We start from the raw sequence: 13,703 nt of genomic DNA, 5'->3' as shown, positions 1-13,703 counted from the left end.
AGACAGAGTGTCGGTTCTCGAGGGCTCGAGCATCCTCATCACAGGCGGCACAGGATCGTTCGGCAAGGCGTTCATCCGCCATGCGCTGACGCACCTCGATCCGCGACGTCTCGTCGTCTTCTCCCGTGACGAGCTGAAGCAGTACGAGGTGCGGCAGCAGTTCGGCGACGACCCCCGGCTGCGCTGGTTCATCGGCGACATCCGCGACGAGCGGCGCCTCGTCCGCGCCCTGCACGGAGTCGACTACGTGGTGCACGCAGCCGCGCTCAAGCAGGTCGACACCGCAGAGTACAACCCGTTCGAGTTCGTCAAGACCAACGTGCTCGGCAGCCAGAACGTGATCGAGGCGTCGATCGATGCGAGCGTGAAGCGGGTCGTCGCTCTGTCGACGGACAAGGCCTCCAGCCCCATCAACCTGTACGGCGCCACCAAGCTCACAGCCGACAAGCTCTTCATCACCGGGAACCACTACGCGGCCGCCTACGACACGCGCTTCGCCGTGGTGCGGTACGGGAACGTCATGGGCTCGCGCGGCTCGGTCATCCCGTTCTTCGAGAGGCTCGGAGCCGAAGGCAAGCCGCTGCCGATCACCGACCTGCGCTGCACGCGATTCTTCATCACGCTGCCGCAGGCCGTCGAGATGGTCGTCGACACCTTCGAGCTCATGCAGGGCGGTGAGCTGCTGGTCCCCCGCATCCCGTCGATGAAGGTGACCGACCTCGCGCACGCCGTCGTGCCCGGTGCAGACCTCGTCGACGTGGGCCTGCGCCCCGGCGAGAAGCTGCACGAGGAGATGATCAGCCCCGAGGAAGGCCGTCGTGCCGTGGTGGTCGCCGACGGCAAGTACTTCATCATCCAACCCGACCTCGCATCGTGGGGCTATCGCGTCCCGAAGGATGCCGTTCCGGTGCCCGAAGGCTTCGCCTACCGATCCGACAGCAACGACCGGTGGTACTCGCAGGCCGAGATCGCGGCCATCATCGAAGCGGGTATCTGAGGATGCTGCCGTACGGGAGACAGTCCATCTCCGAAGATGACATCCAGGCCGTCGTCGACGTCCTCCGCGGCGACTGGCTCACCACCGGACCCCTCGTCTCCGCCTTCGAGTCGAAGATCAGCGAGCTCACCGGCGGACATCGCGCGGTGACGGCCACCTCGGGCACGGCGGCGCTGCACATGGCGTATGCGGCAGCAGGGATCTCCGAGGGCGACGTCGTCATCTCCACGCCCATGACCTTCATCGCGACGACGTCGACCGCGTCCATGCGCGGTGCACGGATCGTCTTCGCCGACGTGGAGGAGGACACCGCCCTCATCGACCCGGACGCGGTGGATGCCCTCATCGACGACCGCACCCGGATCATCGCCGCCGTCGACTACGCCGGTCACCCCGCCGACTACGACCGGCTCACGGCGACGGCGGCGCGCTACGGAGCCCTCGTCCTCGACGATGCCGCGCACTCCATCGGCAGCACCTACAACGGCCGGCCGGTGGGCGATCTCGCCGACATCACGACGCTGTCGTTCTTCCCGACGAAGAACCTCACCACCGGCGAGGGCGGAGCGCTCGTCGCCAAGGATCCCGAGCTGGCACAGCGTGCGCACGAGTTCCACAACATCGGTCTCGTGCGGGATGCCTCGCGCTTCCAGGTGCCCGGCGAGGGTGCCTGGCATCAGGAGGTGCACGAGTTCGGCGTGAACTACCGACTCACCGACATCGCCTGCGCGCTCGGCCTGTCCCAGCTCTCCAGACTCGACGCGTTCAAACGTCGGCGCGCGGAGATCACGCGGCGCTACGACGACGCACTGGCCGATCTCGACGGCGTGCGCCGCCCGGTCCAGCGCGAGAACGTCGACGCGATGCGTCACCTCTACCCCGTGCGCATCCTCGACGGGCGACGTCGTGAGGTCTTCGATCGGATGCGGGAACTCGGCGTCGGTGTCCAGGTCAACTACATGCCCGTCTACTGGCATCCGGTGTACGCCGACGCGGGCTACCGGCGAGGGATGTGCCCGAACGCGGAGGCCTTCTACCGCGAGGAGCTGTCGCTTCCGATCCACCCTGAGCTGACCGATTCGCAGGTCGACCAGGTCGTCGACGCCCTCGCGGAGGCGCTGCGGTGACACGAGTCGGGATCATCACGCAGGCGCGGATGACCAGCACCCGGCTCCCCGGCAAGGTCCTGCTCGCCGCGGGCGGACGCACCCTGCTCGACCATCACATCGACAGGCTGCAGAAGCTCGACCTGCCACTGGTCGTCGCCACGACGACGAATGCGAGCGACGATCCGATCGCGGCGCTCGCGGTGTCCCGAGGAGCGCGCGTCTTCCGTGGCAGCGAGACCGACGTGCTGGGACGGTTCGCAGGCGCCGCGCGCGATGCCGGGCTCGACGTGGTCGTGCGCGTCACGTCGGACTGCCCCCTCATCGACCCCGCGCTCGTCAGGCGGGGCGTCGAGCGGTTCGCCGAACTCGCGGACCCCACCGCACACGTGTCCAACGTGCTCGAGCGGACCTATCCCCGTGGCTTCGATTTCGAGGTGTTCTCCGCCGCTGCGCTTCTCGAAGCGGACGCACGGGCATCCCTTCCCGCCGATCGCGAGCACGTCACCCCGTTCCTCTACAGCGGCCGGGGAGCCGATACGCGCCTGCACGCCATCACCGGCACGCGCGACGCGTCGCGCTTCCGCGTCACCGTCGACACCCCGGAGGACCTCGCGGTCATCCGCGCCCTCGTCGAGACCTACGGCGCGGCTGACCTCAGCGCCGACGAGATCATCGAGGTCCTCGAAGCCCACCCCGAGCTGGTGGCCCTGAACGCGGACGTGGAGCAGAAGAAGCTCGGGGAGTGACTTCCCGAGCCGACGTGCGTCAGCGCGCGTTGTAGTCCTCGTTGTAACGGTCGAGGACCTCGGCGATCGGCGCGTCGAGGACCAGAGCGCCCTTGTCGAGGTAGAGGCCACGCGTGCAGAAACGGCGCAGGTCGCGTTCGTTGTGGCTGACGAAGAAGAGCGTGCGCCCATCGGCGAGCAGCTCGTCGATGCGTCGATAACACTTCTCGCGGAACGCCTTGTCCCCCACCGCGAGCACCTCGTCGACGAGGAGGATCGGCTCGTCGAGCTGCGACACGACCGCGAAGGCCAGCCGCACCTTCATGCCGTTCGACAGGTGCTTGTAGGGGGTGTCCTCGAAGCCGGCGAGCTCTGCGAACTCGATGATGCCGTCGTAGCGCCGCGACACCTCCTCGCGGGACATCCCATGCAGACCAGCGGTGAGTCGGACGTTCTCCCGCACCGTGAGGTCGCCGACGAATCCACCGGTGATCTCGATGAGCGGTGCGACTCCGCCGTTGACGGTCACCGTGCCTTCGTCCGGAAGGAGCACCTTCGCCACGAGCCGGAGGAGCGTCGATTTCCCCTGACCGTTCCGGCCCACCACACCGATCGATTCTCCGGATCGGACCGAGAAGGACACGTCCCGAAGCGCCCAGAACTCTCCGGGTCGGGAGCGGCGGGAGGCGCCGCCGAACAGATCCTTGAAACTGCGGGACCCGCGTCGGTTGCGACGGAAACGCACTCCGAGGCTGCTGACTTCGATCGCGGTCGCCATCACAGCTCCTTCAGCACGGGTCGCTCGAGCTTGCGGAAGGCCCAGATCCCCAGCGCGAGGATCAGCAGGCTCATCGCGATGCTGATCGTCAGCGTGAACGTGTTCCACTGGTCGGGGAAGAACGGCATCCGGTAGAGCATGAAGATGCCGGCCAGCGGGTTGAAGGCTCCGAGGGTCTGGAAGATCCCCGGCAGATCGGTCACGTTGTAGATGATCGGCGTCGCGTAGAACATCGCCCGCAGGATCAACGCCGTCGTGCGCTCCAGGTCGACGAAGAGCACGCACAGGGGCGCCACCAGCAGGCCGAGCCCGATGAGGAGGATGGTCTGCAGCACGACGGCCAGGGGAAGCCAGAGGACGCCCCACCCGATCTGCACCGTCCGGTTCGGATCGGCTTCGACCAGAAGGTTCACGACGATGAACAGCACGAGGACCGGCAGCGAGAAGAGGAACTCGATGCCCTTGCTCAGCACGATCCGGTTCACCCAGATCGATCGAGGGATGGCCGTCGAACGCACCAACCGCGAGTCCTTCTTGAAGGCCTTCGTGAAGTCGGAGACCGAACTGTTGAACCACACCCAGGGCAGCAGCGCGCTGATGAGGAAGATGATGTACGGCTCTTCCCCGACGTCCCGCTTGAACACCTGCGTGAAGACGAACCAGTAGATCACACTCATGACGAGCGGATCGAGCACGGACCACAGGTAGCCGAGGATGCTCGTCGAATAGCGGACCTTCAGGTCTCGGGCCGAGAGCAGCCACAGCGAGTGAAGGTATCGCCGCGGCGTCCCCGGCGCCCCGACAGCAGCGTGACTCACAGTGCCGAGTCTAGGCGAGCTCGTTGTTCCACATCGACAGCGCAGAGCCGATGGCCATGTGCATGTCGAGGTACTGGTACGTGCCGAGACGGCCGCCGAAGTGCACGTCGGTCTCGCCCTTGGTCAACTCGCGGTAGGCCAGCAGGCCGTCACGGTCGCTCGGGGTGTTCACCGGGTAGTACGGCTCATCGTCGCGCTCGGCGAATCGCGAGAACTCCCGCATGATGACCGTCTTGTCCTGCGCGTAGACGTCCTTGCGCTCGGGGTGGAAGTGCTTGAACTCGTGGATGCGCGTGTAGGGCACATCCATGTCCGGGTAGTTCATGACGCTGGTGCCCTGGAAGTCCCCGACGCTGAGCACTTCCTGCTCGAAGTCGAGCGTGCGCCAGCTGAGCGCACCCTCCGCGTAGTCGAAGTAGCGGTCGACCGGCCCGGTGTACACGACCGGCAGCTGACCGACCGTGGCCTTCTTGTGCAGCGGCTGCGAGTCGTCGAAGTAGTCGACGCCCAGCTTGACCTCGATGTTCGGGTGGTCGGCCATCCGCTCGATCCAGGCGGTGTAGCCGTCGGTGGGGAGACCTTCCCAGGTGTCGTTGAAGTAGCGGTTGTCGTAGGTGTAGCGCACGGGCAGACGGCTGATGATGTCGCCGGAGAGCTTGTGCGGATCCGTCTGCCACTGCTTGGCGGTGTAGTCGCGGAAGAACGCCTCGAACAGCGGACGCCCGACAAGAGCGATGCCCTTCTCCTCGAAGTTCGTCGCCGACTTCACGTCGAACTCCCCCGCCTGCTCCCTGACGAGAGCCCGAGCCTGGTCCGGCGTGTACGCCGCCTGGAAGAACTGGTTGATCGTGCCCAGGTTCACCGGCATCGGGAAGACCACGCCCTTGTGCGTGGTGTAGACGCGGTGGACGTAGTTGGTGAAGCTCGTGAATCGGTTGACGTACTCCCACACCGTGGCGTTCGACGTGTGGAAGAGGTGGGCGCCGTAGCGGTGCACCTCGATACCGGTCTGCGGCTCGGCCTCGCTGTAGGCGTTGCCGCCGATGTGGTGACGACGGTCGATGACCGTGACCTTGCGGCCGGCGTTTGCGGCGCGCTCTGCGATGGTGAGGCCGAAGAAGCCCGATCCGACGACGAGGAGATCCATGTTGCTGCTTTCTGCCCGATGAGGCTCCGATGCGCACGAGAACGCGCGCCACACAGGTTCTCCACTCTACCGGGGCTCACCAGGGGAACCCTGTCAGCCACCCGTCGGCGGAAGCACCTCGCCCTCATCCAGCATCGCCTGCAGCATCGGGGCGAGTGTGCGCCCGTACGTGTCGGAGACGTGGTTGTCGTCGATGTACACGGCGACGTTCCCGATCACGCCGAGGCAGATGGAGTCCGGGCACATCCACGGTCGGAAATCGACGGCGGTGATCCCCTCGCGCTCAGCGAGCGCATCCAGGGAGACCCCCTCCTCGAACCCGATCTCCGGAACATCGCACATCTCGTCGGCCTCGTAGACGCAGCCGTACATGTCGAAGTCGAACCGCGGATTGTCACGTACGGCGATCACCTGGATACCGCGGTCGAGCAACAGCGACACGATGTCCTCGATCCCGTCCACCAAGACCTCCGGTGATGCCGGGCTGGCACGTGTGACGACGAGGTAGACCGCCTCGGGCTGCACGCGAAGGGCGTAGTCGATCGCCGCTGATCTCCATTCCTCGCAGGACGCGGCATCAGAGGCGGTCTCCGAGGAAGGAGCCGTGTCGGTGGAGGTGGAGGGTGCGCCGATCGCGATCGAGCATCCGCCCCTGAGCAGAGCGATCAGCTCCCAGTCCTGACCCTCCGCGGAGACCCGCAGCGGCGACATCAGCTGCTGGGCATGCGAGTCTCCCATCACGAGGACCCGCCGAGTCCCTGGGTCGGCGGCTCGCACGGTCTGCGTGCACGAGTCTTCCAGGGCCGGTTCGAGGGCGACGAGGTCGCCGGTGCACTCCTGCCCGAGATAGACCCACTCCGCATCAAGGGCCGTGGGGTCGGGGATCAACGGCAGGTCGATGCCCGCGAGATCGATGGGCGAATCGATCTGGGCCGCGCCCGGGTACCCCTGGGAGGCACTCGCCTGGATCGCGTCGGTGCGCTGCACGATGGTGCCCTGCCACGCGCCGAGCGGTACCGCGACGACCAGCACGGCCGCGACGAGCACCCCGATCCCGAGCTTCTTCGACCCTTTGAGCGCCTTCGCCTCCCGGACAGGCTGCTCGACGAAACGGGAGAGCAGCCTCGCGAGGACGAAGGACAGCCCGATGATGCCGAGGCCCGCCAGCATCCCCGGTTCGGATCGACCGGAGAAGACCATCCAGATCACCAGAACGGGCCAGTGGACCAGGTAGAGCGCGTAGGCGTCGCGCGACACGTACCGGAGAGGACGCGATGCGAGGAACGCCGTCGGTCCGCCGCGAGCCCCGTCCCGACCGGCGATGATCACGAGCGCTGCGCAGAGGATCGGCCACAGCGCGAGATAGCCGGGGAACCCTCCCTGCACATCGATGACGATGCCGCAGACGGCGATCCCGAGCACACCGATCCAGCCGAGCGTTGCGGCGCCGCGGATCGGACCGCGTAGAGCGGGCAGCGCCAAGGCGACCAGAGAGCCGGCGGCGAACTCCCACAGCCGGGTGCGGGTGTCGAAGTAGGCGAAGTCCTGAGCACTGTTCGTCTCCATGATGGAGAACACCAGGGACACGACGAAGATGGTGCCGAACACGGCGAACAGCGCGGGAACGATCAGGTGGCGACGCGTTCTGAGAACCAGCCACACCCCGGCGAGGAGCAACGGCCACAGCAGGAAGACCTGCCCCTGCACCGACAGGGACCAGAAGTGCTGGAACACGCTCGGGGTCTGCGAAGAACGCGCGTAGTAGTCCACCTCGGAGAAGGCGAGGGTCCAGTTCTCGACGTAGAACAGGCTCGACCATGCCTCGCTCCACACCCGTGGCCACTCGGTCCGCGGGAACGCGAGGAAGGCCACGGCGAGCACCCCCGCGATCGTGACAGCGGCGGCGGGGACCAAGCGCAGGAACCGTCGGATCCAGAACGACCCGAGCTGCAGCGGTCGCCCCTCCTGCATCCTCCGGGCGAACGACCCGGTGAGGAAGAACGCGGAGACCATGAGGAACACGTCGACGCCGCCGGAGACCCGTCCGAGCCACACGTGATAGACGACGACGAGCAGGATCGCCAGGGCGCGGAGGCCGTCGATGTCGGCGCGGTGCGAGGGCACTCCCCCCGAGGCGTGAGGAGCACCCGGGGACGGCGCGAGGAACGTCTGTTTCATAGCGGAGCGGCCATGCCGGCGAACGGGCGCCGCGGTCTGTTCGGGGAGACCGTAGCCGCACCCAGCCTAACGTCGCGACGACGGAGAGTGGTCGCGACGTCCTCAATGATCGGTCGGCGGTGTCTCCGAGGCGAGGTGGCGGGCGCTGCTCGCTCGCAGCAGCACGGTCGTGCGATAGGTCGCGACGAGCACGGCGGATGCCGCGATCACACCGACGATCCCGATGAGACCCCACAGCAGCACGGCAGGAATCATGAGCGGGAGGCTGATGACGGCGGCGACGACCGATGACTTCGCGAGCTCTCTCTCCTTGTGGAGGGCGACGAGCCCGGCGAGACCCACGATCTGCGCGACGCACTCCCCCGCGAAGCCGATCCCCGCGATGAGCGCGATCTCGAACGGGATGACGGCCTTCCCCACCGTCAAGGGGATGGAGATCGGGGTTGCCAGGAACGCGAAGCATGCGCCGCCGAACAGCCCCACGGCCAGGCCCACCCACAGCGAGCCCCTTGCGCGCAGACGGGTCTGCTCCGGTCCTGCTTCCGGCACCCACCCCTGCACGGCCTGGAGGATGGGGGCGAGCACGAGCACGCCGTACCGGTACAGCTTGTCGACGGCGGCGAAGATGGGCAGGACGGGCTTCATGTAGACGTCGACGAGGAGCACCGGGAGCATGGTCGAGAGGTTGCCGAAGAGCACCGTCGCGAGCCCGGGGATCTGTGCGCGCATCGTCGATCCGAGCTCCTTCACCCTCGTGCGGTGGAGGCGCACTCCGTCGCGCTTGCGCAGTGCGAAGAGAAGACCGCCGACGACGCCTGCGACGGTCGCGAACGCGACGCAGTAGAGGTAGGAGGTCAACGTCGGCGCGATCACCACGGCGACCAGCGCGGCGACCTGTCCCAGGACGGCAGGCAGCGCGTCGAACACGAGCATCGCCACGGGCCTGTTGGTCCCGATGAAGTACCACGCGGCCCCGATTCCGGGGATGGCATAGGCGATCGTGGCGAGCACGGCCGCGAGCGGATCCGCGCCGAGCACGATGCCCAGGATCACGGCGAGCGGACCGACGATGAGGAACAGGAGCACTCGGGCGACGACCGAATCGGCGAGGAACTGCCGTCGGCTGCTCGCGGGGAGCGCGGAAACGGTGCTGGGGCCCGTCGCACCCCACCCAAACGCGACGAAGATCGATGCGAACTGGCCGATGATCTGGAGCACGAACAGACGCGCCCACTCGTCGGTGCCGATCGTGCTGATCAGCAGCGGGATCGAGACGATGCCCACCACCGTGGACGCGACGATCGAGACCGAGAACAGCGCGCTCCGGCGCAGCAGGTCGTGTCGAAGCAGCGCTCCCAGCCGGCTCACGCTCGCCGACCGAGCCGACCGAGCACGTCGGGCCGGATGCGACCGAGCGTGCCGCGCCTGCCATCACGCCAGCCGGCACGGACGGCGCGCAGCTGCGCGACCCGGTCCGGGGCGAGGACGCTCCCCCACAGCACCATCTCCGCCATCTTGCGATTGCGACGCCTCATCCACCCCCGGTGGTCCGCGCCGTACTGCCGCGACAGCCACACGCTGTTGCGCACCATGTAGTAGGTCCGCCACGGAGCGTGGTACAGCACGTGCCGCTGCTTTCCGAGGATGACCAGCGGCCGTCCGAACACCGAGAGCGGCACAGCCTCCCCCAGAGCGTGCTCCATCGCGAGTCCCTCATCGACGAGGAACCGGTAACCGGCCTCGCGTGCGCGCACGGTGAACTCGGAGTCGACCGCGTCGATAAACAGGTCCGTGCGGAACTCGCCGATCGCCTCGAACGCACCGACCGGGAGCAGTTGCCCGGATTGGATCGGATCGAACGGGCCACCGGTCGGGTCGTTCAGCACCGGCGCTCCTCCGACGACGCCAGGCACGGCGGCCGCGACGTTCACGCCCTGCGCCTCTGCTGCGTCGATGCGGGTCAACAGACGCTCGACATGCCCGTCGGCCAGAGCGGAGTCCTGGTCGAGCGTGAGGATGTGCGTCGCCCCGATCTCGCGCGCCCGGCTGATCGCCGTGTTCAAAGCGGTCGCGATACCGCGGTTCTCCTCGGCGGAGATGACCTCGGTCCGCTCCGGGAACGTGATGGTGTCGACGGATCGGGAGCCGTCATCGACGACCACGACGGAATCGACCTGCCGCAGGATCGACTCGATCGTGCTCGGCAGACTCTCGGGTGCACGGAACACCGGGATCACGGCGACTATGCGATGCGGCATCAAGTGCTCCTGTAGGGGTGGCGGGTGAACCGGACCAGCGGAGACATCCGCCGGCAACGGGCCAGACGATCCTACCGAGGTCGGCTGGACGGCTCGCCCAGCGGGGGCCTCATCCCTCTGTCGAGTCCGGGTCCTCATCCATCGGACAGGATCTTCCCGATCGTCGCCGAGATCTCGGGAACGAGCATCCGCACGTATTCCAGGTTCAGGTGATCGGCGTCGTAGTAGACGGGGACACCGCCGATCACGGCATAGCATCGCTCCGCATCGCAGAAGCGATCCGTCAGATCCAGCACCGTGATCGAGTCCGAGCGCTCAGCGGCGCCGGCCATCAGGACGGGGTCTGCCGGCTGCGCGTCCGCCCGGGGACGCGCGCAGGCCACAGGGTCCGTGGAGTTCAGCAGCACGCAGTCCACGCCGCGCACCTCCCCGTTGTACGGCGGATCCGCGATCGCCAGGACGTCGATCCCCTCGTCGGCCCACGCCGTCCAATAGTCGATCAGGCCCGCACTCATCTGCTCGAAAGCGGACGCTCCGCTGCCGTCGTCCACCAGATCCTGTCGTGCCGCCATCGCGGTGACCACCAGATCAGGCTTCGCCGTGCGGATCGTCGCGGCGAGGTCGTCCGACCAGGTGTTGCATCGATCGGCTTCCGCCTGCCCCCACGGACCGCGGAACCCGAGGAAGTCGACATCGGCCACCGGACACCCGCCGAGATAGCTCGTCGTGACGATCCAGTTGTTCTCCCTGGCGATGTCGAAGATGGCCCCCTGCCACTGCTGTGCGTGCGAGTCGCCGACCAGCCAGACCTGCTTCGGGTCGGAAGCGCCTCCCGAGAAGTCGCACTCCAACGTCGTCTGCTTCTCTCCGTATGTGAGGATCGGCAGGAACGTCCCACATTCCGGCGGCGTGAAGAAGTACTCGTTCTTCGAGGTCATCACCGAGTACTCCGCCGGACCGAACGCGTCAGCGCAGTCCGCCCCAGGGGCCATCGCCAGCGGACCCTCGCACGACGATGCGACGACCTCGACCGGAGGTCGGTCGGCATCCACGCGCGTCTGGTACCAGGCGAGCACGCCGGCGACGAGGGCGCCGATCACGACCATGCCGACCAGCATGAGACCGACTGCTCTGCGGGTCGACGTGCGCCAGTAGCGCCACTTCTGCCCCCTGTCCTCGACGAAGGTCTTCGTGAGGGCCGCGAGGACGATCGAGATCGCGAGGACGCCCACTTTGGAGAGCGTGCTGGCTTCCGCGCCGATCACGAACGGAGCGGCGACGATCAGCGGCCAGTGCCAGAGGTAGAGCGAGTACGAGATCCCTCCGACCCACTGGACGGGTGGCAACGCCGTCACTCTCGCGTGCCAGAGCCGCGAGTACGACGTGCCCGCGACGATGACGGCAGCGGTGCCCAGCACGGGAACCAGGGCCGCGTACCCGGGGAAGGACGTCGTGTGGTCGTACGCGAACGCCGAGAAGGCGATCAGCACGAAGCCGAGGATGCTCACGATCTGGGCGACGATACGCGGGAGCCGCAGTCGTGCACCGAGCAGCGCGACGGCGCCGCCGACCGCGAACTCCCAGCCCCGGGTGAAGGTCGCGAAGTATGCCTGGGACGGGGCGAGGATCGTGTAAACGATGCTCGCGCCCAGCGAAAGCACGCCGACAGTCGCGACGACGAGCAGCAGCGCTCTCGAGGCGCTCCGCTCGCCACCCCCTGGCCGAGAAGACCTTCGGCCGAGGCGCGCCGAGGCGGCCAGGGCCGCGAGCAGCAGCAGGGGCCACACGATGTAGAACTGCTCCTCGACCGAGAGCGACCAATAATGCTGCACCATGCTCGCCGCGTCGTTGAGTGCCGAGTAGTTCACCGACATCGCCGCGAGATACCAGTTCTCGACGTAACCGGCGCTCGCGGCGATCTCCCAGGCGTTGCGCGCCCACCGAGGATAGGGGAGGAACGCGATCAGCAGCACGAGGGAGACGGCGAGCACGACGAACGCCGCCGGGAGCAGGCGGCGGATGCGGCGAGCATAGAAGGCGCCGAGCCGCACCCCGCCGGTCCGTGTCATCTCCCCCACGAGGTGCCCGGTGATGAGGAACCCCGAGATCACGAAGAAGACATCGACGCCGACATAGCCGCCGGTGATGCGCGTCGGCCAGAGGTGGTTCAGGACGACGAGCCCGATGGCGACTGCACGCAGAGCCTGGATGTCGGTGCGGAACACACGCTCACGAGGGGCGGCCGACGGCGGTGCCGCCGTGGGCAGCGGAGCGCTCACGAACCGAGATACTCCTGCAGCAGATCGTCGCCCGTGCGAGGGTCGAAGCCGGCCGCACGCACACGCGTCAGATCGAGTTCGCTGTTGCGCGGCCGAGGAGCGATCGGACCGGATGCCGAAGCGAAGTACTGCTCCGTGGAGACACCCGTGACGCGGGACGGGTCGTGGCCCGTCAGCTGGTACACACGCCGCGCGACGTCCGCCCAGGTCACCGCGTCGCCTGCCGACGTCAGGTTGTACACGCCGGGCGCGGGGCGCACGGCGAGCAGGTGGCGGATCAGCTCGGCGATCTGCGAGGCGAAGGTCAGCCGACCGTGCTGGTCGTCGACGACGGTCGGATCGATGCCCTTCTCGGCGAGCGAGGCCATCGTCCTCACGAAGTTGTTGCCTGCACCGATCACCCAGGATGTCCGGATGATGTAGTGCAGCGGAGCCGTGGCCACGGCGATGTCACCCGCTGCCTTCGACTGTCCGTAGACGCCGAGCGGGCAGACGGCATCGTCTTCACGGTACGGGCGCTCCCCCCACCCGTCGAAGACGTAGTCGCTCGAGACATGCACGAGCGTGATGCCGTACTCCGCGGCGATGCGAGCCAACGCCGCGGGTCCCGCGGCGTTGACCGCCCACGCGTCCCGGCGTCCTTCCGTGGTCTCGGCACGGTCGACCGCGGTGTACGCGGCGGCGTTGATGATGGTGTCGTAGTCGCGCCACCGGCGCGCTGATCCCAGGTCGGCCGCGCCGAGGTCGATCTCGGCGCGCGTCGTCCACTCGACGTTCTCCACACCGTCGAACTCCTCGCGCAGCGCCGAGCCGAGCTGACCGGATGCGCCGATCACGAGCGTGCGACGCGGAGCGATGGGCGACACGTCCGCCAGGCGGGGGTGTGCGAGGTCCTTCTCCGAGACCTCGGCCTCCGAGAGCGGGATCGGCCACGCGATCGCGGCGGTCTCGTCGGCGAGATTGAGGAAGGAGTATGACGCGTCGGGCGACCAGTGATCGTTCACCAGGTAGGTGTACGCCGTGTCGGGCTCGAGTGTCTGGTACGAGTTCCCGACGCCGCGCGGAACGAAGATCGCCCTGGACGGGTCGAGCTCGGCCGTGAAGACCGCACCGAAAGTCGGCCCCTCGCGCAGGTCGACCCACGCGCCGAAGATCCGCCCCGTGGCGACCGAGACCCACTTGTCCCACGGCTCGGCGTGGATGCCCCGCGTGGTGCCCACGGCATCGTTGAAGGACACGTTGTTCTGCACCGGCCCGAAATCGGGCAGGCCGAGCGCTGTCATCTTCTCGCGCTGCCAGTTCTCCTTGAACCACCCGCGCGAATCACCGTGCACTGGCAGGTCGAAGATCACCAGCCCGGGGATCCCGGTCTCCGCCCGACCGAGCTTCTTGCCGAACTCGATGTCGCTCACGA

General features: G+C 67.4%; 11 protein-coding genes. 3 read left to right on the top strand and 8 right to left on the bottom strand.

Annotation, left to right across the window (positions count from 1 at the left end; translation table 11 throughout):
• The first annotated feature begins 7 nt into the window (after positions 1-7).
• The 3 genes from pseB to ILP86_RS06950 are packed head-to-tail and all read left to right on the top strand — an operon-like array spanning position 8 to position 2,852.
• The gene (gene pseB / locus ILP86_RS06960) at positions 8-997 is read left to right on the top strand and encodes a UDP-N-acetylglucosamine 4,6-dehydratase (inverting) (protein WP_193761671.1); all 990 of its coding nucleotides are present in this window, start codon (positions 8-10) and stop codon (positions 995-997) included.
• A gap of 2 nt (positions 998-999) precedes the next feature.
• On the top strand, positions 1,000-2,124 hold the full coding sequence (pseC, locus tag ILP86_RS06955) for a UDP-4-amino-4,6-dideoxy-N-acetyl-beta-L-altrosamine transaminase (RefSeq protein ID WP_193761670.1): 1,125 nt from the start codon (positions 1,000-1,002) through the stop codon (positions 2,122-2,124).
• Positions 2,121-2,852, top strand: a complete 732-nt coding sequence (locus ILP86_RS06950) for a cytidylyltransferase domain-containing protein (protein WP_193761669.1) — start codon at positions 2,121-2,123, stop codon at positions 2,850-2,852. The genes pseC and ILP86_RS06950 overlap by 4 nt, the downstream gene beginning before the upstream one ends.
• Positions 2,853-2,871: 19 nt before the next feature.
• Here the strand turns inward: ILP86_RS06950 and ILP86_RS06945 are convergent, their stop codons facing one another.
• From ILP86_RS06945 to ILP86_RS06910, 8 genes are all read right to left on the bottom strand, one after another.
• Positions 2,872-3,609, bottom strand: a complete 738-nt coding sequence (locus tag ILP86_RS06945) for an ABC transporter ATP-binding protein (RefSeq protein WP_046749514.1) — start codon at positions 3,607-3,609, stop codon at positions 2,872-2,874.
• Positions 3,609-4,427, bottom strand: a complete 819-nt coding sequence (locus ILP86_RS06940; protein ID WP_046749515.1) for an ABC transporter permease — start codon at positions 4,425-4,427, stop codon at positions 3,609-3,611. Before ILP86_RS06940 ends, ILP86_RS06945 begins: the two co-directional genes overlap by 1 nt.
• A gap of 10 nt (positions 4,428-4,437) precedes the next feature.
• The gene (gene glf, locus ILP86_RS06935; RefSeq protein WP_193761668.1) at positions 4,438-5,574 is read right to left on the bottom strand and encodes a UDP-galactopyranose mutase; all 1,137 of its coding nucleotides are present in this window, start codon (positions 5,572-5,574) and stop codon (positions 4,438-4,440) included.
• Positions 5,575-5,667: 93 nt separating this feature from the next.
• Positions 5,668-7,752 (bottom strand): acyltransferase family protein, encoded by a 2,085-nt coding sequence (locus ILP86_RS06930; RefSeq protein ID WP_193761667.1) that lies wholly within the window; start codon positions 7,750-7,752, stop codon positions 5,668-5,670.
• Between the two features lie 102 nt (positions 7,753-7,854).
• On the bottom strand, positions 7,855-9,120 hold the full coding sequence (locus ILP86_RS06925) for a lipopolysaccharide biosynthesis protein (RefSeq protein WP_179515926.1): 1,266 nt from the start codon (positions 9,118-9,120) through the stop codon (positions 7,855-7,857).
• On the bottom strand, positions 9,117-10,010 hold the full coding sequence (locus ILP86_RS06920; protein WP_170224315.1) for a glycosyltransferase: 894 nt from the start codon (positions 10,008-10,010) through the stop codon (positions 9,117-9,119). The genes ILP86_RS06925 and ILP86_RS06920 overlap by 4 nt, the downstream gene beginning before the upstream one ends.
• A gap of 134 nt (positions 10,011-10,144) precedes the next feature.
• Positions 10,145-12,289, bottom strand: coding sequence for an acyltransferase family protein (locus ILP86_RS06915; RefSeq protein ID WP_193761666.1), 2,145 nt, complete (start codon positions 12,287-12,289; stop codon positions 10,145-10,147).
• Positions 12,286-13,701 (bottom strand): bifunctional dTDP-4-dehydrorhamnose 3,5-epimerase family protein/NAD(P)-dependent oxidoreductase, encoded by a 1,416-nt coding sequence (locus tag ILP86_RS06910; protein ID WP_230977849.1) that lies wholly within the window; start codon positions 13,699-13,701, stop codon positions 12,286-12,288. Before ILP86_RS06910 ends, ILP86_RS06915 begins: the two co-directional genes overlap by 4 nt.
• Positions 13,702-13,703 lie beyond the last annotated feature (2 nt).

Origin of the sequence: Microbacterium sp. R1 (assembly GCF_015159725.1) — a bacterium.
GTDB lineage: Bacteria > Actinomycetota > Actinomycetes > Actinomycetales > Microbacteriaceae > Microbacterium > Microbacterium oxydans.
Note: the sequence above shows the minus strand (reverse complement) of the source record. Positions and strands in the feature narration are given on the sequence as shown.

Bases quoted from the DNA above. Each gene is read 5' to 3' on its own strand.
- ILP86_RS06920 (WP_170224315.1), bottom strand. From the start codon at position 10,010: ATGCCGCATCGCATAGTCGCCGTGATCCCGGTGTTCCGTGCACCCGAG.
- pseC (WP_193761670.1), top strand. From the start codon at position 1,000: ATGCTGCCGTACGGGAGACAGTCCATCTCCGAAGATGACATCCAGGCC.
- glf (WP_193761668.1), bottom strand. From the start codon at position 5,574: ATGGATCTCCTCGTCGTCGGATCGGGCTTCTTCGGCCTCACCATCGCA.
- ILP86_RS06945 (WP_046749514.1), bottom strand. From the start codon at position 3,609: ATGGCGACCGCGATCGAAGTCAGCAGCCTCGGAGTGCGTTTCCGTCGC.
- ILP86_RS06930 (WP_193761667.1), bottom strand. From the start codon at position 7,752: ATGAAACAGACGTTCCTCGCGCCGTCCCCGGGTGCTCCTCACGCCTCG.